15 protein-coding genes are annotated in these 20,597 nt (G+C 68.5%); 12 read left to right on the top strand and 3 right to left on the bottom strand.

Annotated features, from left to right (window positions below):
* Positions 1-2: 2 nt before the first annotated feature.
* On the bottom strand, positions 3-1,523 hold the full coding sequence (gene nirK, locus ACFPK0_RS04030; protein WP_377338549.1) for a copper-containing nitrite reductase: 1,521 nt from the start codon (positions 1,521-1,523) through the stop codon (positions 3-5).
* Positions 1,524-1,637: 114 nt separating this feature from the next.
* Positions 1,638-2,885, bottom strand: coding sequence for an NnrS family protein (locus ACFPK0_RS04025; RefSeq protein ID WP_377338547.1), 1,248 nt, complete (start codon positions 2,883-2,885; stop codon positions 1,638-1,640).
* 187 nt (positions 2,886-3,072) lie between these two features.
* Here ACFPK0_RS04025 and ACFPK0_RS04020 point away from each other — a divergent pair, with 187 nt between their 5' ends.
* The 5 genes from ACFPK0_RS04020 to ACFPK0_RS04000 all read left to right on the top strand — a co-directional run bounded on the left by ACFPK0_RS04020 (position 3,073) and on the right by ACFPK0_RS04000 (position 9,053).
* Complete coding sequence (locus ACFPK0_RS04020; RefSeq protein ID WP_377338546.1) at positions 3,073-3,834, top strand: glucose 1-dehydrogenase; 762 nt, start codon at positions 3,073-3,075, stop codon at positions 3,832-3,834.
* Positions 3,835-3,862: 28 nt separating this feature from the next.
* On the top strand, positions 3,863-4,297 hold the full coding sequence (locus ACFPK0_RS04015; protein WP_377338545.1) for a universal stress protein: 435 nt from the start codon (positions 3,863-3,865) through the stop codon (positions 4,295-4,297).
* A 22-nt stretch (positions 4,298-4,319) separates the two neighbouring features.
* Entirely contained in the window at positions 4,320-6,845 is a 2,526-nt protein-coding gene (locus ACFPK0_RS04010; protein ID WP_377338543.1) for a cation-translocating P-type ATPase, read from the top strand.
* A gap of 79 nt (positions 6,846-6,924) precedes the next feature.
* Positions 6,925-7,863: a bifunctional enoyl-CoA hydratase/phosphate acetyltransferase gene (locus ACFPK0_RS04005; protein ID WP_426698201.1), complete on the top strand. Its 939-nt coding sequence runs from the start codon at positions 6,925-6,927 to the stop codon at positions 7,861-7,863.
* Positions 7,860-9,053 carry an acetate/propionate family kinase gene (locus ACFPK0_RS04000; protein WP_377338541.1) on the top strand — a complete coding sequence of 398 codons (1,194 nt, stop codon included), beginning with the start codon at positions 7,860-7,862 and terminating at the stop codon, positions 9,051-9,053. Before ACFPK0_RS04005 ends, ACFPK0_RS04000 begins: the two co-directional genes overlap by 4 nt.
* Positions 9,054-9,067: 14 nt before the next feature.
* Here ACFPK0_RS04000 and ACFPK0_RS03995 read toward each other — a convergent pair whose 3' ends face one another.
* Positions 9,068-11,467, bottom strand: coding sequence for a phosphoketolase family protein (locus ACFPK0_RS03995; protein WP_377338539.1), 2,400 nt, complete (start codon positions 11,465-11,467; stop codon positions 9,068-9,070).
* 183 nt (positions 11,468-11,650) lie between these two features.
* On the opposite strand from ACFPK0_RS03995, the gene ACFPK0_RS03990 reads away from it, so the two are divergent.
* The 7 genes from ACFPK0_RS03990 to ACFPK0_RS03960 all read left to right on the top strand — a co-directional run bounded on the left by ACFPK0_RS03990 (position 11,651) and on the right by ACFPK0_RS03960 (position 20,471).
* Positions 11,651-12,937: an NRAMP family divalent metal transporter gene (locus tag ACFPK0_RS03990; RefSeq protein ID WP_377338537.1), complete on the top strand. Its 1,287-nt coding sequence runs from the start codon at positions 11,651-11,653 to the stop codon at positions 12,935-12,937.
* A gap of 222 nt (positions 12,938-13,159) precedes the next feature.
* Positions 13,160-13,771 (top strand): TetR/AcrR family transcriptional regulator, encoded by a 612-nt coding sequence (locus tag ACFPK0_RS03985; RefSeq protein WP_377338535.1) that lies wholly within the window; start codon positions 13,160-13,162, stop codon positions 13,769-13,771.
* A 57-nt stretch (positions 13,772-13,828) separates the two neighbouring features.
* Complete coding sequence (gene hlyD / locus ACFPK0_RS03980) at positions 13,829-14,863, top strand: secretion protein HlyD (RefSeq protein WP_377338533.1); 1,035 nt, start codon at positions 13,829-13,831, stop codon at positions 14,861-14,863.
* Between the two features lies 1 nt (position 14,864).
* Positions 14,865-16,631: an ATP-binding cassette domain-containing protein gene (locus tag ACFPK0_RS03975; RefSeq protein WP_377340239.1), complete on the top strand. Its 1,767-nt coding sequence runs from the start codon at positions 14,865-14,867 to the stop codon at positions 16,629-16,631.
* The gene (locus tag ACFPK0_RS03970) at positions 16,628-17,797 is read left to right on the top strand and encodes an ABC transporter permease (RefSeq protein ID WP_377338531.1); all 1,170 of its coding nucleotides are present in this window, start codon (positions 16,628-16,630) and stop codon (positions 17,795-17,797) included. Before ACFPK0_RS03975 ends, ACFPK0_RS03970 begins: the two co-directional genes overlap by 4 nt.
* Before the next feature lie 5 nt (positions 17,798-17,802).
* On the top strand, positions 17,803-18,921 hold the full coding sequence (locus ACFPK0_RS03965; protein WP_377338529.1) for an ABC transporter permease: 1,119 nt from the start codon (positions 17,803-17,805) through the stop codon (positions 18,919-18,921).
* A gap of 32 nt (positions 18,922-18,953) precedes the next feature.
* Entirely contained in the window at positions 18,954-20,471 is a 1,518-nt protein-coding gene (locus ACFPK0_RS03960) for an efflux transporter outer membrane subunit (protein ID WP_377338527.1), read from the top strand.
* Positions 20,472-20,597 lie beyond the last annotated feature (126 nt).

Below are 20,597 nucleotides of genomic sequence, written 5' to 3'. Positions count from 1 at the left end.
CCTCAGTGCTCCGGTGCCGCTTGCGGTGCCGGCTGCGCACGCACCTTGGCGACCTCTTCCTTGGTGACCTGGCCGCCGGCGTTGTCCCAGCTGTTCAGCACGTAGGTGAGGATGTTGGCCACCTCGTCGTCGTTGAGCTGGCTCATCGGCGGCATCACCGAGTCGTAATCCACGCCGTTGACGGTGATCTTGCCGTGCAGGCCGTGCAGCGGGATCGAGATCAGGTGCTCGCGATCCTGCTTGACCAGGTAATCCGACTTGGCCAGCGGCGGGAACACGTTGGTCATGCCCTTGCCATCGGCCTGGTGGCAGACCGAGCAGGTGCCGGTGAACAGCTGCGCGCCGGCCTTGATCTGGTCTTCCTTGGTGAGCGTACCGGCGGCGTTCGCCTTGGCTGCCGCGCTCACCGCGTGCAGGTTGGGTTCGGCGCGGTCGCCCAGGTAGACCGAGTCCACCTCCTTGCCCGAATAGACCAGCTTGTTCTCCGGCCCGTCCACCTTGAGGATGCCCAGCGCACCCTTGTTGAAGGCGCGGAAGATCGAGTGGTCGACCAGCACGTAGCTGCCCGGCACGTCGGTGTGGAACTCGACAATGGCGGCGCCGCCGGCGGGGATCAGAGTGGTCTGCACGTTCGACTGCGGATGGGTGCCGCCCTCCTGCTGCACGCGGTCGAAGATCTCGCCGATCACGTGGAAGCTGGAGATCAGGTTGGGGCCGCCGTTGCCCACGAACAGGCGCACCGTCTCGCCGGTCTTGGCGGTCAGCGCGTTGTCGCCGGTAAGCGCACCTTCGTGGCCGTTGAACAGCACGTAGGTGGGGTGCTCGTCGATGGCCTTGTCCATGTCGAACGGCTGATGGCCCTTCTCGCGGTACTTGCCGGTGGTGTAGAAGTCGCCCTGCATCACGTAGTACTCGTGATCGACCTTGGGCAGACCCTCCGGCGGCTCGACCAGGATCAAGCCGTACATGCCGTTGGCGATGTGCATGCCCACCGGCGCGGTGGCGCAATGGTAGACGTAGATGCCGGCGTTGAGCGCCTTGAAGGTGAACTGCGAGGCGTGCCCGGGCGCGGTGAAGCTGGACGCCGCGCCACCACCGGGGCCGGTGACGCCGTGCAGGTCGATGTTGTGCGGCATCTTGCTGTCGGGCGCGTTCTTCAGGTGGAACTCGACCGTGTCGCCCTGGCGCACGCGGATGAAGCTGCCCGGCACGGTGCCGCCGAACGTCCAGTAGGTATAGCTGACGCCCTCGGAAATGGGCATCTCCTTCTCGATCACCTCCAGCTCCACGATGACCTTGGCCGGATAATTGCGATTGACCGGCGGCGGCACGTGCGGCGGGCTGGTGAGTACGGCGTGGATCGGCTCGCCCTGCGGCGGACCGAAGCTTTCCGGTGGCGTGACGGCGGCCGCCGCGGCACTGCCGAACGGGACCTGGCTGGCGTCGCCCGCGGGCTTTTCGGAGCAGGCCGCAAGGGCCATCAGGCCGGCCGCGGCAAGGATGAGTGACAGCTTTCGTGTCATGGCGCTTCGCTCTGTGGAGTTCGGCGCCAGACTAGGTGATCGTTGTTTGCCCCAATTGACGCGGATCAAGTTCCGCCACCGAAACCCGCTTCTGCGTCAAGCTGCCACAGCAGCTCAGCCCGGTTTGCCGTCGCGGCGCGGGGTCAGGTAGATCCACGCCGAACGCAACACCCACGGCAGGAACGCCACCAGCCAGCCGTAGGCGGCGATCACCAGCCACAGGTAGACGTCGCCGCCCAGTTCGGCGCGGATGCGCAGCAGCGCCACGATCTGCAGCAAGGCGAAACACAGCCACGCGACCTTGCCCATCTGCAGCGGCCGGCCGGAGTGGCCCTGGGTCACGCGCGTCACCATCGCCACCAGCATCGAGCCGAAATAGCCGATGCCCAGCGCGTGCAACGGCGCGCGCATGAACAGCAGCTCGCCGCGCGTGGCGTAGATCACGTCCTGCACCGCATACAGCACGAACGCGATCGGCAGCCAGGCGAACGACAGATGCAGCACCGCCAGGATGCCGGGACGCATCGACTTCCACGGCTGCCACGCCACCGCATGCCACGCGAACACCAGCGCCAGCGGCACGTCGACCACCCAGCGCCAGGCCAGCAGCTCGCGCCACTCCATCAGCAGGTGCCCCAGCAGCAGCACCCACACCACCGGCAGGCTCCAGCGCGGGCGCACCACGTGGTAGTCCTTCACCACGTTGCCGCTGAAGAACGGCAGCATGCGGTGCGTCACGGTGAAGAAGATCGGCAGCAGCAGGCCGAACGTGCCGATGTGTATCGCCAGCAGCGCACAGGTCTCCGGGCCGCCGAACAGGTACACCAGGAACGCCACCAGCCCCACGCAACCGAGCCCCAGCGCCAGCAGGCAGGATTTTGCGTGATCGATGCGGTTGCCGGCCGCCAGCAGCACCTGGCCGAGAATGGTGGTGCCGATCAGGTAACCGGCCAGCATCACGATGAAGCCGGCCTTGACCAGCCACGGCATGCCCACCAGGCCGACATTCGCCAGCACGTAGCCGCCGAACACGCTCGCCGCCACCGGCACATAGTGACGCCGCGACAGCGCCGGCAGGTTCATCCAGCGCGGAAACACCGTCAGCAGAAAGCCGAACATGAACAGCGGAAACAACCCGTACTGGATCACCATCGCATGCGCCCAGCCCGGCGGAATCGATGGCTGCGGCCAGCCGCCCAGGCCGAAGCGCATCCAGGTCAGCTCCACCGCCCACCACGCCATGCTCAGCAGCACCGCGATGGCGCCGGCCAGGAACAGCAAACGGTGCGGCGCCGAGCTGAGCAGGGCGGGCAGTTCGGCGAACGTCGCCGGCTTGACGCTGGAAGTGCGTGATTCGGCCATGAGCCATCTCGAATGAGAATGATTTCCACATAGTGGCAGATCGGCGTACGCCACGACATTGACCTGTATCAGCGCGCGCACCGCGCGCTTTTGCCGCGCCGGCGCAGAGCGGAAGGTTGACCACGATCAACACCCACCCGCGCGATCGGGGTCAGGCTGTACCTGACATCCACATGGAGACACGACCATGGGCAGACTGAGCGGCAAGGTGGCGCTGGTGACAGGCGGCGCATTGGGCATCGGCGCGGCATGCGTGACACGGATGATCGAGGCCGGCGCGAACGTGGCCATCGTCGACCTGCACGACGACGCAGGGCAGGCGCTGGCCGCGCAGCACGGCGGCAACGCACGCTATTTCCACGCCGACGTATCCAGCGAGGCCCAGGTGGCCGCGGCGATCGCCGGCACGGTGGAGGCGTTTGGACGTCTGGACGTACTGGTCAACAACGCCGGCATTGCCGGGGCGAACAAGCCCACGCACGAACTTACCGAAGCCGAATGGGACCGCGTGCAGGCGATCAACGTGAAGGGTGTTTTCTTCGCCACCAAGCACGCGATCGCGCCGCTGCGCGCGGCCGGTGGCGGCAGCATCATCAACCTGTCGTCGATCTACGGCCTGGTCGGCGCGGCGGATTCGCCGCCCTACCATGCGTCCAAGGGTGCGGTGCGGCTGATGAGCAAGACCGACGCCATGCTGTACGCGGCCGACAGGATCCGCGTCAATTCCATCCACCCCGGTTTCATCTGGACACCGATGGTGGAGCAGCACATCGCCTCAATGGGCGGCGACCCCGTGCAGCATCGCCACGAAGTCGGCGCCCTGCATCCGCTGGGCCACATGGGCGACGCGGACGACATCGCCTGGGGCGTGGTCTATCTCGCCTCCGACGAATCGAAATTCGTGACCGGCAGCGAGCTGGTCATCGATGGTGGCTACACCTGCCACTGATTTGTCCCCCGACATAGAGGAGTTCGCCATGTTCAAGCGCATCCTGCTACCCATCGACGGTTCCGAGCTGTCGCTGCGCGCCGTCGACCTCGGCGTGGGGCTGGCCGCCAAAGTCGGCGCCAGCGTGTACGCATTCCATGTGATCGCTCCGTTGCCCGCCTCCGCCTACGCGGCCGAATTCATCCAGGTCGATCCCGAGTACACCATCGAGGCCAGCGCCGCCGCCGAACGCTACCTGGCCGAGGTGCACCAGCGCGCCGAAGCCGCCGGCGTCCACTGCGACAGCAGCTACCAGACCGACGCACGCCCCTACTCCGCCATCGTGGAAGTGGCGCGCAAGCAGCACTGCGACCTGATCGTGATGGCCTCGCACGGCTGGCGCGGCTTCGACCGGCTGCTGCTGGGCAGCGAGACACACAAGGTAATCCTCAACGGCGACGTGCCGGTGCTGGTTTGCCGCTGAGCAACGGCCCGCAGACCGCGGCATGAACGAGAAAGGAGCAGCGCCCGCCCGCCCCGGCCTCGACCCGGCCGAGGCGGCGCGCCGGCTGGCCGCGCACGGTCCGAACCTGCTGCCGGGCAACGCGCCCCGCAGCATGCTCGCGATCGTCGGCGGCGTGCTGACCGAGCCGATGTTCCTGATGCTGCTGGTCGCCGGCGGCCTGTATCTGGCGCTGGGCGATCGGGCCGAGGCGGCGTTCCTGCTGTCGTTCGTGTTCGTCGTCATCGGCATCACGCTGGCGCAGGAGCGCAAGACCCAGCGCGCGCTGGAATCGCTGCGCGAGCTGTCCGCGCCGCGCGCGCTGGTGATTCGCGGCGGCGAGGAAGTGCGCATTCCCGGCCGTGACGTGGTGGTTGGCGACTTGCTGGTGCTGCACGAGGGTGATCGCATCGCCGCGGATGCCGTGCTGCTGGACGGCCATCTCGGCGTCAACGAATCGCTGCTCACCGGCGAGGCGGTGCCGGTCACCAAACTTCCCGGCGAAGACACCGGCCAGTTGTTTGCCAGCACCGTGGCGACCAAGGGCGTGGGCGTCGCCGAGGTCCGCGCCATCGCCGGCGCCACCGCGGTCGGCCGCATCGGCCAGGCGCTGGTCGATACAGCCGAACCGGTGTCCGGCCTGCAGCGTGCGTCGCGCCGACTGATCCGCAACCTCACCGTCGGCGGCCTGCTGCTGGCCACGGCGTATACGCTGCTCGGTTGGTTGTGGGACGGTCACGGCCTGCTGCAGAGCGTGCTGGCCGGCATTGCGCTGACCATGGCGATCCTGCCGGAAGAGATCCCCGTGATCCTCACCGTGTTCCTCGCGCTCGGTGCGTGGCGGATCTCCAAACACAAGGTGCTGACCCGGCGCGTGCCGGCAGTGGAGGCGCTGGGCGCGATCTCGGTGCTGGCGGTGGACAAGACCGGCACGCTGACCCAGAACCGCATGCAGGTGGCCGAGCTGAACCTGATCGGCGACAGCTTCCGCGATGCGGGCGCCGACGACTTGCCCGAGCCGTTTCACGCGCTGGTCGAGTTCGCCATGCTGGCCACGCCGATCGACCCGTTCGATCCGATGGAAAAAGCGATCCAGCAATTCGGCCTGCGCTGGCTCACCAACACCGAGCACGTGCACGCCGAATGGGCGCCGGAATTCGAATACGCGCTGTCGCCCGAAATCCTGGCGATGACCCACGTGTTCCGCGGCGACACGCGCGATGCGCATCTGCTGGCCACCAAGGGTGCGCCCGAAGCGGTGATCGACCTGTGTCACCTGGATGCGGACGCGACGGCTGCGATCCTGCGCCAGGTCGAGACGATGGCCGAGCGCGGCCTGCGCGTGCTCGGCGTGGCGCGCGGCGAATGGCAGGGCGACGCGTGGCCGCGCAGCCAGCACGATTTCGATTTCCGCTTCCTCGGCCTGCTCGGCTTCGTCGACCCGCCGCGCCCGGAAGTGCCGGCGGCAATCGCCGAATGCCGCAGCGCCGGCATCCGCATCATCATGATGACCGGCGACCACCCGGCTACCGCGCGCGCGATTGCCCGCGAGGTCGGACTGAGCGAGCGCGCCGAGGTCATCACCGGCGCGGAAATGGCCGCGCTGGACGACGCCGCGTTGCGCGAACGCCTGCATCACGTCGACCTGTGTGCACGGCTCAAGCCCGAGCAGAAACTGCGCCTGGTGCAATTGCTGCGCGAAGGCGGCGACGTGGTGGCGATGACCGGCGACGGCGTCAACGACGCGCCCGCGCTGAAGGCCGCCGACGTCGGCATCGCGATGGGCGAGCGCGGCACCGACGTGGCGCGCGAGGCCGCCGCGCTGGTGCTGCTGGACGACAGTTTCGCCAGCATCGTCAGTGCGATCCGCCAGGGTCGGCGCATCTACGACAACATCACCAAGGCCACCCGCTTCGTGTTCGCCGTGCATATGCCGATCATCGCGCTGGCGCTGGTGCCCACCCTGCTGCACTGGCCGGTGCTGCTGATGCCGGTGCACATCGTGCTGCTGGAACTGCTGATCGACCCCGCCTGCTCGATCGTGTTCGAAGCCGAGCCGGCCGACGACGACATCATGCAGCGGCCGCCGCGCGCAGCGTCGGATTCCCCGTTCGCCGCCGCCAGCCTGCGCTACGCGGTGATCCAGGGGCTCGGCTTCGCCACCATCCTGCTGCTCGGTTACGGCGCGCTGCTGGGCCAGGGCCTCGACGCCGCGCAAAGCCGCGGCGCGGTGTTCATCGCGCTGATCGTGGGGCTGTTCCTGCTGACCCTGGCCAACCGCGACCTGGCCCATCCCGCACTGGCGCGCCACCCGGTGCACAACTCCTGGCTGCTGCGCATGTTCGGTGCCGTGGCGGCGATGCTGGTCGTGGTGATCGGCGTGCCGTTCTTCCGCGGCGTGATGGCCCTGGCGATACCGAACGCGCCGATGCTGCTCGCCAGCGCGGCGATGCTGGTCGCCGCCGTCCTGTGGCTGGAACTGTTGCGTCGCGCCACGCGCACCCGGCCGCGCGCGTTTGTGCCGCATTGACCTGCGACCGCGCCACAGGCGATATCTTCAACCCTGCCGGCCCACCCCCATCTCGCGCCGGCCCAGCGGAGGCCACGCCATGACCACGACGCCCGCCCACACCACCGTCGGACAGCCGCTGCTGGAACGCGCGCGGCAGCTGGGCGCTCTCCGCATGGCGGTGGTTCATCCCTGCGACGCCACCAGCCTGGCCGCCGCGCTGGATGCCTGGCGTTGCGGATTGATCGAGCCGGTGCTGGTGGCGCCACGCCACAAGCTTGAGCAGGTCGCGAAAGACGGCGCGCTCGACCTGGCCGGCGTCCCCATCGACGACGTGCCACACAGCCACGCGGCGGCAGCCCGGGCGGTGGCGCTGGCCGCCAGCGGGCACGTCGACGCGTTGATGAAAGGCAGCCTGCATACCGACGAACTGATGACCGCGGTGATTGCCGCCACGTCCGGCCTGCGCACGGCGCGGCGCATCTCGCATTGCTACCTGATGAACACGCCGGCCTACCCCCGCTCGTTCATCATCACCGATGGCGCGATCAACATCGCACCGACGCTGGAGGACAAGGCCGACATTGTGCGCAACGCGATCGACTTGGCCCACATCCTGGGCGTGGCCACGCCGCGCGTGGCCATCCTGGCCGCGGTGGAGACGATCAACCCGCGCATGCAGGCCACGCTGGACGCGGCCGCGCTGTGCAAGATGGCCGATCGCGGCCAGATCACCGGCGCGATCCTGGACGGGCCATTGGCCTTCGACAACGCGATCTCAGTCACCGCCGCGAAGATCAAGGGCATCGCCTCGGAGGTGGCCGGCCGCGCCGACATCCTGCTGGTGCCCGACCTGGAAAGCGGCAACATGCTGGCCAAGCAGTTGGAATATCTCGGCGGTGCCACCAGCGCGGCGGTGGTGGTAGGCGCGCGTGTACCGATCGTGCTGACCAGCCGCGCCGACTCGCGCGAATCGCGCATCGCCTCCTGCGCGCTGGCCGTGCTGATCGCCCATCATTACCAGGGCTCGCCGCCATGACCGACGCTGCCGGCCACCCGCTGATCCTGGTGCTCAACTGCGGCTCCTCCAGCATCAAGTTCGCGCTGTTCGATGCCAGCCACGCGCCGCTGTCGCGCGCGCCGTACTGGAGCGGCGCGATCGAGGGCATCACCGGTGCCACGCCGGTGTTCAGCGCCATCGACGCCGCTGTCGAGCCGCTGACACTGGACGCCGAACGTCCGTATTTCTCGGCCCTGACGCTGCTGCGCCAGCGCATCCGGGATCGGCTGGACGAGCGCCGCATCGTGGTGGTCGCTCACCGTGTCGTGCATGGCGGCAGCAAGTATTTCGAGCCGACGCGGGTCGACGCCGCGGTGCTGGCTGAGCTGAAAAGCTATATCCCGCTGGCGCCGTTGCACCAACCTTTTGCGCTGGAAGCGATCGCCGCGCTGCTGGCCGAACAGCCGCAGCTGCCGCAGATCGCCTGCTTCGACACCGCGTTCCACCAGACCATGCCCACCGTGGAAAAAATGCTGCCGCTGCCACGGTCGGCCTGGCAGCAGGGCTTGCGTCGCTACGGTTTCCACGGTTTGTCGTATGCCTACGTGGCGCAGGTGTTGGGCGAGCGCCACGGCACCGCCGCGCGCGGCCGCACGATCGTGGCGCACCTGGGCAGCGGCGCCAGCCTGTGCGCGATGCAGGATCTGCGCAGTGTCGCCACCACCATGGGTTTCTCCGCGCTGGATGGATTGATGATGGGCACGCGTTGCGGCGCGCTGGACCCCGGCGCGGTGATCTACCTGATGGATATCCGCAAGCTGTCGCTCGAACAGGTGGCGCGGATGCTGTACCACGAGTCCGGCCTGCTCGGTGTTTCCGGCATCTCCGCCGATCCGCGCGTGTTGTTGCAGCACGAAGACGACGCACACGCACGCGAAGCGCTGGACCTGTACGTGCGCAGTGCGGTGCGCGAAGTGGGCGCGCTGGCGGCGGCGCTGAACGGTTTGGACATGCTGGCGTTCACCGCCGGCATCGGCGAGCACAACGCGGTGATCCGCGAACGCATCTGCGCCAGGCTCGGCTTTCTCGGCATCGAACTGGACCCATCGGCGAACGCCGCCCACGCACCCGTGATCTCCAACGCGTCCAGCAAGGTGCGCGTGGTGGTGGAACCCACCAACGAGGAATGGGTGGCCGCCAGCGCTGCCGCCACCCTCATTCGCCACTGAAGCGCGGCACTGCCTTACGCCAGCATCCCTGCGTTCTCCGCGCTCCACGCCCAGTTGCGGATCTCCGGCAGGTCCTCGCCGTTCTCGTCGATGTACCGCTTGTGCTCGACCAGCTTGTCCAGCAGCTTCTGCTTGAGGTAGATGGCGCGCTCGCCCGCCCGCGGCACGCGGTTGATCACGTCGATCACCAGATGGAAACGGTCGAGCTGGTTGAGCACCGTCATGTCGAACGCGGTGGTGATGGTGCCCTCCTCCCGGTAGCCGTGAACGTGCAGGTTGTCGTGGTTGGCGCGCCGGTAGGTCAGGCGGTGGATCAGTGTCGGGTAGCCGTGGAAGGCGAAGATCACCGGCGTGTCGCGGGTGAACAACTGATCGAAATCGTCGTCGTCCAGGCCGTGCGGGTGTTCGCTGGGTGATTGCAGTTTCATCAGGTCGACCACGTTGACCACGCGCACCTTCAGCTCCGGCAGGTAGCGACGTAGGATCGACACTGCGGCCAGCGTTTCCAGCGTGGGCACGTCACCGGCACAGGCCATCACCACGTCCGGCTCACCGTGCTGATCGCTGCTGGCCCAGGGCCACAGGCCGATGCCTTGGCTGCAATGGCTCGCCGCCGCATCCATCGCCAGCCATTGCGGCGCCGGATGCTTGCCCGCCACCACCACGTTGACGTAGTGCCGGCTGCGCAGGCAATGATCCATCACCGACAGCAGGCAGTTCGCATCCGGCGGCAGGTACACCCGCACGATGCTGGCCTTCTTGTTGATCACGTGGTCGATGAAACCCGGATCCTGATGGGTGAAACCGTTGTGGTCCTGTCGCCACACATGCGACGCCAGCAGGTAATTCAGCGAGGCGATCTTGCGCCGCCACGGAATCGCCGCGGTCATCTTCAACCACTTCGCGTGCTGGTTGAACATGGCATCGACGATATGGATGAACGCCTCGTAGCAGTTGAACAGGCCATGCCGCCCGGTCAGCAGATAGCCCTCCAGCCAACCTTCGCACTGGTGCTCGCTAAGCATCTCCACCACCCGCCCACTCGCGGCGAGAAACTCGTCGCCCGGCAAGGTGGTGGCCTGCCACTGCCGGTCGGTGACTTCGAACGCCGCGCCCAGGCCGTTGGACAGCGTCTCGTCCGGCCCGAACATGCGGAAGTTGCGCTGCTCGGCGTTGAGCCGGATCACGTCGCGCAGGAACGGCCCGAGCACCCGCGTGTCCCCGATGCCGGGCACGCCGGGGATCGGCACGTCGACGGCGTAATCGCGGAAGTCCGGCATGTTCAGGTCGCGCAACAGCAGGCCACCGTTGCTGTGCGGGTTCGCGCTCATGCGACGCGCCCCGGTCGGCGCCAGTGCGGCCCACTCCGCGCGGAAACGGCCTTCCTCGTCGAACAGTTCTTCCGGCCGATAGCTGCGCAGCCACGCCTCGAGCTGCGCCAGGTGTTCCGGCGGGCTCGTCGACGAAATCGACAACGGCACCTGGTGGGCGCGGAACGTGCCTTCGTTTGGCCGTCCATCGACCACGGCCGGGCCGGTCCAGCCCTTGGGTGAATCGAGCACGATCATCGGCCAGCGTGGCCGGGTGGTGACGCCGCCTTCGCGGGCGTCGCGCTGGATCTGGCGGATCTGCGCCACCACGGTGTCCAGCGTCGCGGCCATCGCCTGGTGCATGGCGGCCGGTTCGCTGCCCACCACGAAATGCGGCGTCCAGCCGTAGCCGCGCAACAACTGCTCCAGCTCTCCATGGCCGATGCGTGCCAGCACGGTGGGATTGGCGATCTTGTAGCCGTTCAAGTGCAGGATCGGCAGCACCGCGCCATCGCCTACCGGATCGAGGAACTTGTTCGAATGCCACGCCGTGGCCAGCGGCCCCGTCTCCGCCTCGCCATCACCCACGACACAGGCAGCGATCAAGCCGGGGTTGTCGAATACCGCGCCGAACGCGTGGCTGAGCGAGTAGCCGAGTTCGCCGCCCTCGTGCATCGAGCCGGGGCACTCCGGCGAGGCATGGCTGGCAATGCCTCCCGGGAACGAGAACTGCTTGAACAGCCGCTGCAACCCGACCTCATCCCGACCGATCTGCGGATAGACCTCGCTGTAAGTGCCGTCGAGGTAGGCGTTGGCCACGACGGCAGGCCCGCCATGGCCCGGCCCGGAGATGTAGAGCATGTCCAGATCGTGCTGCCTGATCACCCGGTTCAGGTGCGCGTAGATGAAGTTCTGCCCCGGCGTGGTGCCCCAGTGGCCGAGCAACATGCGCTTGATGTGCGCCCGCGCCAGCGGCTCGCGCAGCAGTGGATTCGCGCGCAGGTAAATCTGTCCGACCGAGAGGTAATTCGCTGCGCGCCACCACGCATCGATACCCCGCAACGATCCGGCATCAGCCGGCGGACAATCCAGATGGGTCGCCATCGACAGTCTCCCCGGCGTGCGGAACGCCTAGTGTGTCAGCAGTATGTACCGGCATCCGTGAATTCCCATGCAGCACATTGCCGCATGCCATGCAACCGTGCCGACTCGCGACCACACTTGGCGCAGTGGGCCCTGATATCGCGAAACCGGCCCAGTCGGTAGCCACCCCATCCGGAAACATCCATGGCCGAGCGCAGGAACACCGAAGATGGCGGTACCGAAAAGCCGGCGTGGGCCAATCTGAGCGCGGGCCTGGTCACCGGCGCGGCGGACGACGACCCCAGCGGGATTGCCACCTACTCGCAGGTGGGCGCCGCGTTCGGCTACGGCATGCTGTGGTGCATCGTGGTGACCATGCCGCTGATGATCGCGATCCAGGCGGTCAGCGCCGGCATCGGCCGCGTCACCGGTCATGGCCTGATGGACGGCATGCGCAAGTACTACCCGCACCGGCTGGTCTACGCGCTGACGGCCTCGCTGGTGGTCGCCAACGTGATCAACCTGGCGGCCGACATCGGCGCCATGGGCGCCGCGCTGAAACTGCTGATCGGCGGCCCGGCGCTGCTCTACGCGGCGGGTTTCGCGCTGTTGTCGCTGGTGCTGCAGGTATTCATACCGTTCACGCGTTACGCCCCGCTCCTGAAACTGCTCACCCTCAGCCTGTTCGCCTACGTGGCCACCGTGCTGGTGATCGGCGTGCCGTGGCTGGCCGTACTCAAGAGCGTGGTGCTGCCGCCCATCCACTGGAATGCGCAGTACGCCGTCGGCCTGGTCGCCCTGCCCGGCACCACCATCAGCCCCTACCTGTTCTGCTGGCAGGCAGCGCAGGAGGTGGAGGAAATGACGTCGAGCAAGCGCCGCAAGCCCCTGCGCCGCGCGCCGAAGCAAGCACCGAGCGCCCTGCGCCGCATCGGCATCGACACCACGGTCGGCATGGTCTTCTCCAACCTGATTGCCTTCTTCATCATCCTCACCGCCGCGATCGTGTTGCACGCGCACGGCAAGGTCGACATCCAGACCTCCGCCGAAGCGGCCGAGGCACTGCGGCCACTGGCGGGCGACCTGGCCTTCGCGCTGTTCGCCGCGGGGATCATCGGCACCGGCCTGCTCGCCGTACCGGTGCTGGCCGGCGCCACCGCCTATGCCGCCGCCGGCGCGTTCGGCCAGCGCAGCGGGCTGGAATACAAACCTCAGAATGCCCGTTTTTTCTACGCCGTACTGATCGTCGCCAGCCTTGCCGGCATCGCGCTGAACCTGACGCCGCTGGATCCGATCAAGGCCTTGTACTGGAGCGCGGTGATCAACGGCGTGACCGCCGTGCCGCTGATGATCGTGATGATGCTGATGGGCTCGCGGCGCGAGGTCATGGGCAAATTCACCATGCCGTGGCCGCTGAAGATTTTCGGCTGGCTGGCTACCGTGGCGATGGCCGCGGCGGCCGTGGTGATGTTCATCGGGTGGGGGACATGAGAGCACGGCAACGACATCGGTCAACAAGCCCCACCGCACCGTCCACCACGGCGGGCAACGCGATCCGCTCGCATGCACGTTCCGCGACGCGAGGGGACGCCGCGGCAACGCGCTGAGACTATCGCGGCAGCAGTCCATCGGCCCCTTGCATCACGCGGGTTGACAACCGTCCCGCCCGGAATAAGATAGTAATTACTTACTTACTTCTTTGTGAGTGACACGATGGAAGCACAGCGCAAACACCTGCCTGCGGACGAGCGCCGCGCGGTTACGGTCGAGGCGGTCGTCAAGCTGGCGGCCGAGCAGAACCCCAGCGAGATCACCACCGCGGCGATCGCCACCTCGATGAAGCTGACCCAGGGCGCACTGTTCCGCCACTTCCCGAACAAGGACGCGATCTGGCAGGCGGTGATGGAATGGGTCGCCGACCACCTGCTGGCGCGGGTCGAGCGCGCCGCGCGCGACGCGGCCAGCCCGCTGGCCGCGCTGGAGGCGATGTTCATGGCGCACATCGCCTTCGTCGCCGAGCACCCGGGCGTACCGCGCGTGCTGTTCGGCGAACTGCAGCGATCCGGGGACACCGCCGCCAAGCGGATGGTGCAGACCATGATCCGCCGCTACCGCGAGCGCCTGGCCGCGCTGATCGAGCAGGGCAAGACCGTCGGTGAGCTGGACCCGCAACTGGACCCGGCTGCCGCGGCCACGTTGTTCGTCGGCAGCATCCAGGGCCTGGTGGTGCAGGCGCTGCTGGCCGGCGACACCCGGCGCATGCGCAAGGAAGCTCCGGGCACGTTCGCGATCTACCGTCGCGGTATCGCTCGCCGCTCGCCATGAACCTGCGCCGCCACCACGGCACGCTGAACCCTCCCCTCTCACGCGGAGCCCGTTGCGATGAAGATGCCGAGCCTGCTCACTGAAAAGACCCGCTGGATCGTGTTCGCCCTGGTCGTGCTTGCCATCGGCGGCGCGCTGTCGTTCTGGCTCGCGCGCGATCGCGGTGATCCGAACGCGCTGCGCCTGTACGGCAACGTCGACATCCGCGAGGTGGAGCTGGCCTTTCGCCAGCCCGGCCGCCTGACCGACATGGCGTTCGACGAAGGCGACGCCGTCACCGCCGGCGCGGTCATGGCGCAGCTCGACGCCACGCCGTACCGCGAGAAGCTGGCGGCGGCCGAAGCCGAACTGGCGGCGGCGCAGGCGCAGCTGGACAAGCTGCACAGCGGCAACCGCCCGCAGGAAATCGCCCAGGCCCGCGAGCAGGTGCGCCAGGCGCAGGCCAGCGCGGACGAGGCCGCGCGCAACTTCAGGCGCCAGGACACCTTGCTCAAGTCGGGCGCCAGCAGCCAGCGCGCCGCTGACGCGGCACGCGCCGCCCGCGATCAGTCCGCCGCCAACCTGGCCGCGGCGCAGGCCTCGCTGTCGCTGGCCACCGCGGGCTTTCGTCGCGAGGACATCGCCGCCGGCCAGGCGCGCGTGGCCGCCGCCGAGGCCGCCGTGACCCAGGCGCGTACCGCGCTGGCCGATGCGACCCTGACCGCACCCAGCAACGGCATCGTGATCGCCCGCGTGCGCGAGCCGGGCAGCATGGTGGCGAGCGGCACGCCGGTCTACAGCCTGAGCCTGCGCGATCCGCTGTACCTGCGCGCGTACGTCGGCGAGGCGCAGCTGGGTCGCATCGCGCCGGGCACGAAAGTGCGCGTGCACACCGATTCCTCCGCGACTGTCTATCACGGCCAGATCGGCTTCATCTCGCCGCGTGCGGAATTCACCCCGAAGACGGTGGAGACCGCCGACCTGCGCACCGACCTGGTCTACCGCCTGCGTGTGGTGGTGTCCGACGCCGACCAGGGCCTGCGCCAGGGCATGCCGGTGACGATCGATGTCGACACCGCCGGCGCGGCCGGCCAACCCGCGCGAGGGCGATGAGATGAGCCCGCAGCCGGCCAGCGCCGCATCGCGCCAGCAGGGCGATGCCGCCGTGGTCATCGAGCGCGTCGACAAGCGCTTCGGCGAGGTCCACGCGCTGCGCGGCCTCAGCGCCACGATCCGCTACGGCCGTCTCACCGGCCTGGTCGGCCCCGACGGCGCCGGCAAGACCACGCTGATGCGGATCATGACCGGGCTGCTGGTGCCCGACGCCGGTAGCGTCGCCCTGGCCGGTTTCGACGTGGTGAAGGACAACGACGCCATCCATGTCGCCAGCGGCTACATGCCGCAGCGCTTCGGCCTGTACGAAGACCTTTCGGTGATGGAGAACATGCGCCTGTACGCGCGCCTGCGCGGCATGGACGCGGACGGCCACACCGACCTGTTCGCCGAGCTGCTCGAGTTCACCCGGCTCGGCCCCTTCACCACGCGCCTGGCCGGCAAGCTCTCCGGCGGCATGAAGCAGAAGCTCGGCCTGGCCTGCGCGCTGATGGCGCGACCCAAGGTGCTGCTGCTGGACGAGCCCGGGGTAGGCGTCGATCCGGTCAGTCGCCAGGACCTGTGGCGCATGGTGCAGGCGCTGACCGACGAGGGCATGGCCGTGGTCTGGTCCACCGCCTATCTGGACGAGGCCGAGCGCTGCGAGAGCGTGCTGCTGCTGAACCAGGGGCAGCTGCTGTTCGATGGCCCGCCGCAGACACTCACCGCGCAACTCGAAGGCCGCAGCTTCCGCCTCGAAAACGTCGGCGCCGAGCGCCGGGCGGTGCTGACCGAGGCGCTCGACCTGCCCAGTGTGAGCGATGGCGTGATCCAGGGCGCCGGCGTGCGCGTGGTGCTGCGCGCGGGCGCCGGCACGGAGCAGATCCAGTCGCTGGCCGAGCAGGCGCGGGTAGAGCTGGCGCCGGTACCGGCGCGCTTCGAGGACGCCTTCATCGACCTGCTCGGCGGAGGCCCCGGCGGCACCTCGACCCTGGCCGAGCGCCTGCCGCCGGTCGAGCTGGGCTCCGACATCGCCGTGTCCTGCCGCAACCTGACCAAGCGCTTCGGTGCCTTCACCGCCACCGAGAGCGTCAGTTTCGAGGTGCACAAGGGCGAAATCTTCGGCCTGCTCGGCCCCAACGGCGCCGGCAAATCCACCACCTTCAAGATGCTCTGCGGCCTGCTGAAACCCAGCGCGGGCGAGGCGCATGTGGTGGGCCTCGACCTGCGTCGCGCCACCGGCGCGGCCAAGAGCCAACTGGGCTACATGGCGCAGAAGTTCTCGCTCTACGGCCTGCTCTCGGTGCGGCAGAACCTGGAGTTCTCCGCCGGCGTGTACCAGTTGGAAGGCAACACGCGACGCGAGCGCATCGAGGAGATGATCGCGACCTTCGACCTGGGCGACTGGCTGTCCGCCACGCCCGACTCGCTGCCGCTCGGGCACAAGCAGCGCCTGGCGCTGGCCTGCTCGCTGATGCACCGTCCGCCGGTACTGTTCCTGGACGAGCCCACCTCGGGCGTGGACCCGATCACCCGGCGCGAGTTCTGGACCCACATCAACGGCCTGGCGCGCAAGGGCGTGACCATCATGGTCACCACCCACTTCATGGATGAGGCCGAGTACTGCGACCGGGTGGCCATGCTCTCGCACGCACGGCTGATTGCGCTGGACACGCCCGATGCGCTCAAGCACATGGCGATCAGCCCGCAGCGGCCGGACCCGACCATGGAGGATGCCTTCATCCACTTGGTGGAATCCACCGACCGTGACATCGAGGCCGCCGCATGAACATCGCCACACCACGCAAGCACGGCCATGGCGCGCTACCGCCCGGCGTGCGTCGTTTCGACCTGCGCCGCCTCAGGGCCCTGGTGGTCAAGGAAAGCCATCAGGCCCTGCGCGACCCCTCGACCCTGCTGATCGCGTTCGTGTTGCCGGTGGTGCTGCTGTTGCTGTTTGCCTATGCGGTGTCGCTGGATGCCAAGGACGTGCGCATCGGCGTGGTACTGGAATCGCCCGGCGCCTCCGCGCAGTCCCTGAGTGCCGCGTTCTCGGGCACCCGCTTCCTCGACGTGCATTTCGCGCACGACCGGCGCGAGGTGGCCGACCAGCTGGTCTCCGGCGCGCTGCGCGGCTACGTGGTGATCCCGCAGGATTTCGAGCAGCGCCTGGCCCGGCGCGGCAGCGAGCCGCTGGTGCAGATCATCACCGACGGCTCCTACCCCAACACCGCCAACTACGTCGAGAACTATGCCCGCGGCGTGGTGCAGACCTGGCGCGCCGGGCGCGGCATCGCAGCGCCCGCGCAGGCCGTGGTGCTGGAGCCGCGCTACTGGTTCAACCCCGAGCTGGAGAGCCGCCGCGCGCTGATCCCCGGCGCCATCGCCATCGTCATGACCATCATCGGCACCATGCTGACCGCGCTGGTGGTGGCCCGCGAATGGGAGCGCGGCACGATGGAGGCGGTGCTGTCCACGCCCGCCTCGGTGGCCGAGATCCTGATCGGCAAGCTGCTGCCCTATTTCGTGCTCGGCATGCTGTCCACGCTGGGCGCCGCGGCACTGGCAGTGTTCGTGTTCGGCGTGCCGCTGCACGGCTCGCTGGCGGCCTTGCTGCTGTTGTCGGCGGTGTTCATGGTGCCGGCGCTGGGCCAGGGCCTGCTGATCTCGTCGCTGGCGCGCAACCAGTTCCTGGCGGCACAGATTGCACTGTTCACCGGCTTCCTGCCGGCCTTCATGCTGTCGGGCTTTTTGTATGAGATCGACGCCATGCCGGCGCCGATCCGCGCCGTGACCCATCTGATCCCGGCGCGCTATTTCGTCGAATCGCTGAAGACGGTGTTCCTGGCCGGCGACATCTGGGCGGTGTTCGTGCCCAACCTGCTGGCGATGGCGGCGATCGGCGCGGTGTTCTTCGGGCTGGCCAAGCGCGCCACGCGCAAGAACCTGGAGTAGCGCCCATGTCCGGCTCCCTGCTCAGCTTCACCCGCCTGCGCGCGCAGTTCGTCAAGGAAATCTTGAGCATCCTGCGCGACCCGCGCAGCCGCATGGTGGTGTTCGTGCCGCCGATCCTGCAGCTGCTGGTGTTTGCCTTCGCCGCCACGCTGGAAGTGCGCAACGTCGATATCGCCGTCTACAACCAGGACGCTGGCCGCTGGTCGCACGAGCTGGTGCAGCGGCTGGACAGCGCCCGCTTCATCACCCACGTCCGGCACGTGGACAGCCAGCGGCAGCTGCACGAACTGATCGACCGCGGCGAGGTCATCGCGGCGCTGGCCATTCCAGTGGATTTCTCGCGCACGATCGCCGCCGGCGGCAGCGGCCGCGCGCAGGTGCTGGTCGATGGCCGGCGCAGCAACTCCGGCCAGATCACCGTCGCCTATCTGTCCACCATCGCCGCCGAGGTCGGCGCCGCGGTCGTGCCCGGCGCGCAGACGCCGAACCCGGTAGTCGTACGCCACTGGTTCAACCCGAACCTGGTCTACCGCTGGTTCATCGTGCCCGGCCTCACCGGCATCCTGGCGCTGTTCAGCGCGCTCTTGATCACCTCGCTGTCGATCGCGCGCGAACGCGAGCTCGGCACCTTCGACCAGTTGCTGGTGTCGCCCACCTCGACGCCGGAAATCATCATTTCTAAATCGCTGCCGGCGCTGGCGATCGGCACCTTGCTCGGCCTGTTCATGATCAGCGCGGGCGTGTTCCTGTTCGGCATTCCCTTTACCGGCTCGTTTGGCTTGCTGCTGGTGAGCCTGATGCTGTTCATCCTTTCGGTGGTCGGCATCGGACTGATGATTTCCGCGGTCAGCGCGACGCAGCAGCAGGCCATCCTCGGCGCCTTCGCCGTCGGCGTGCCGGCGGTGCTGATGTCCGGCTTCGCCACGCCGGTGGAGAACATGCCGGTGGCGCTGCAATGGCTGGCGCAGGCCATTCCGCTCACCCACTTCCTGGTCATCGTCGAAGGCACGTTCCTGAAAACGATGCCGGCGCTGGACATCCTCGCCAACCTCTGGCCACTGGCCGTGATCGCGCTGGTGACGCTGACCCTGGCCACGGCGCTGGTGCGCAGCCGCCTGCAGTGACCGCCACCCAAGCCATGCCTGAAGGAGTTGTCATGACCCGCTCATCCAATCGCCGCTGCCGAGCGCCCCGCGTGGCGGCCGTCGCGCTGGGCACGCTGTTGCTCGGCGCCTGCGCCGCCGGCCCCGACTACCGCGGGCCGCCGAAGGTCGACACCGGCCATGGCTGGACGCAGCCGGACACCGCCGCGCCGGCGCCGGCCAGCCTGTCGAGCTGGTGGACCATGCTGGGCGACCCGACGCTGGACCGGCTGGTCGCCACGGCGTTGGCGGACAACCTCGACCTGCGCCAGGCGCAGGCGCGCATCGCCGAGGAGCGTGCCCTGCGCGATCGCGCGACCGGCGGCTATGCGCCAACCGTCGGTGCCGGCGCCAGCGTGACCCGGCGCCGGCAGAGCGAGAACGGGCCGCTGCCGATCGGCTCCATCCCCGGCTTGGCACGGGACCAGACCATCTACGACGCCGGCTTCGACGCGGCCTGGGAAATCGACCTGTTCGGCGCCACCCGGCGCGCGGTGGAAGGCGCCGCGGCGCGCCTGCAGGCCGCGCAGGAGGATGCGGCTGGCGTGCGCGTCAGCATCGCCGCCGAAGTGGCGCGCAGCTACCTCAGCCTGCGCGGCGCGCAACGCGAGCTGGCCGCGCGGCAAGCCTCGGTGCAGGCGCTCGCGCAGACGACCGACCTCGTCGGCCAACGCTTCCGTGCAGGCGACGCAGCGCAGGCCGATGTCGATGCCGCGCAGGCGCGCCTGGACGCCGCCGCCGCCGGCCTTCCCGCCATCGACGCGCGCCTGCGCGCCGCGGCGCTGGGTCTGGGCGTGTTGCTGGGCGCACCGCCCGAGCGCGAGCTGGCCTTGCTCGACACCACCGCCACACCGATCACGCTGGTGCCGATCCCGGTCGGCCAACGCGCCGATCTGCTGCGTCGCCGGCCCGACGTGCGCGCGGCCGAGCGCCGCCTGGCGGCACGCAGCGCCGACATCGGCGTGGCGACGGCGGAGCTGTTCCCGAAGCTCTCGATCGGCGCCAGCGGTGGCTTCCAGGCACTCGATGCAAGCCAGCTGTTCGAATCCGCCAGCCAGCGCTTCTCGATCGTGCCGCTGATCTCCTGGCGCGTGTTCGACGGCGGCCGCGTGCGCGCGGAGATCCGCGCCAGCGAGGCACGCGAGCAACAGGCTGCACTCGCCTACGAGAAAACGGTGCTGGCGGCGCTGGGCGATGCGGAGCGCGCACTGAGCGACTACCGGCTGGGCCTGGACGCGGTACGCCGCCAGCAGGGCGCGCTGGACGCCGCACGACGCAGCTACGCCCACGCGCAGGCGCGCTACGCCGCCGGCGACATCGCGCTGACCGAACTCCTGGCCGAAGAGCGCGTGCTGCGCGAGGCCGAAGATGGTCACGTGCGCACGCATACCGCCGCGGCGATCGACCTGGTCGCGCTGTTCAAGGCGCTGGGCGGCGGCTGGGACCCCGCCGCCGGCGATGCCGACAGCCGCGGCCAGGGCAAGACCAAGCCGCGGTCACCGGCACGGCAGGAGGAGTCTTCCGATGGATGACCGGCGACGGGTCGAAGCCGCTGACGGGCCGCCGCGTCGACGCCGACAGCGGCCTTGGGGATGTTTGCCACGTGGCGGCAGTGAAGCCACTGGCAGTATCGGATTCTTCGCATCCGCCCGACAGAC

This window comes from Rhodanobacter ginsenosidimutans (assembly GCF_042655685.1).
GTDB classification, from domain to species: domain Bacteria; phylum Pseudomonadota; class Gammaproteobacteria; order Xanthomonadales; family Rhodanobacteraceae; genus Rhodanobacter; species Rhodanobacter ginsenosidimutans.
The sequence above is the reverse complement of the archived record's forward strand: the minus strand, read 5'-3'. Positions and strand labels throughout refer to the sequence as shown.